The 844-nt window shown below is 41.1% G+C and carries 1 protein-coding gene; it reads left to right on the top strand.

Annotated features, from left to right (window positions below):
• Nucleotides 1-106: 106 nt before the first annotated feature.
• The coding region (gene recO, locus ACRCJ0_RS16485; RefSeq protein ID WP_431391237.1) for a DNA repair protein RecO at nt 107-844 on the top strand (738 nt) is incomplete at its 3' end.

The raw sequence follows: 844 nt of genomic DNA, 5'->3' as shown, positions 1-844 counted from the left end.
TAACCTAGGTGACCTTGGCTACAACCATAAAAACTATAAGGGCTAATAAACGCATCGCTAACAAAATGGCATCATATTGACATGCAAAACGAAAGGGGACGAGACCATGCGAAAAGACCATTACGCGCGTTTCGATGGGATTGTCCTTTTTACGCGGAAATATAAGGAAAAAGACCTGCTAATTAAAATATTCACCAAGGAATTTGGTAAGCGGATGTTCTTCATTAAGAATATTCAACGACAGAATAACGGTTTAAGAGAAATTGCCTTTCCCTATATGCGGGCTTCATTTGTGGGAACCATCAACGATAAAGGTTTTTCCTTTCTTAATGATACGGACGATGTTCTATTTCCAAAGACAACGATCTCAAATATACAGGCCAATGCCTATGCAGCCTACATGACGGGTTTGACTGATGCCGCCTTTGAAGATTTTATCGAAGAAGACAAGGTTTTTGATTTTTTGTGGCAAGGTCTAGCCAAAATAGAAGCCGGCGTCGATCCGTCAGTCGTGGCTAATATATTTGAAATTCAGTTGTTGCCTAAATTCGGGGTGGCCCCTAACTTTAAATCTTGTGCCATTTGTGGCCGAGATCAAGGCCGTTTTGACTATTCCATGCAATATGCTGGCGTTTTATGCGAACAACATTTTCACATGGATGACAGGCGTCTCCATTGGTCACCAAGGGCAAGTCATTTCATCCGACTATTTAGTCAAATGCCCTATGACAAACTAGGGCAAGTGAACTTACAGGCGGCAACGAAAACTGAAATTCGTCAAGCCTTGGATGATTTTTACGAAGAGTATGTAGGGATCCACTTAAAAAGTAAGCATTTTATCAGT

The organism is Aerococcus sp. L_32, from assembly GCF_050689315.1.
The sequence above is the reverse complement of the archived record's forward strand: the minus strand, read 5'-3'. Positions and strand labels throughout refer to the sequence as shown.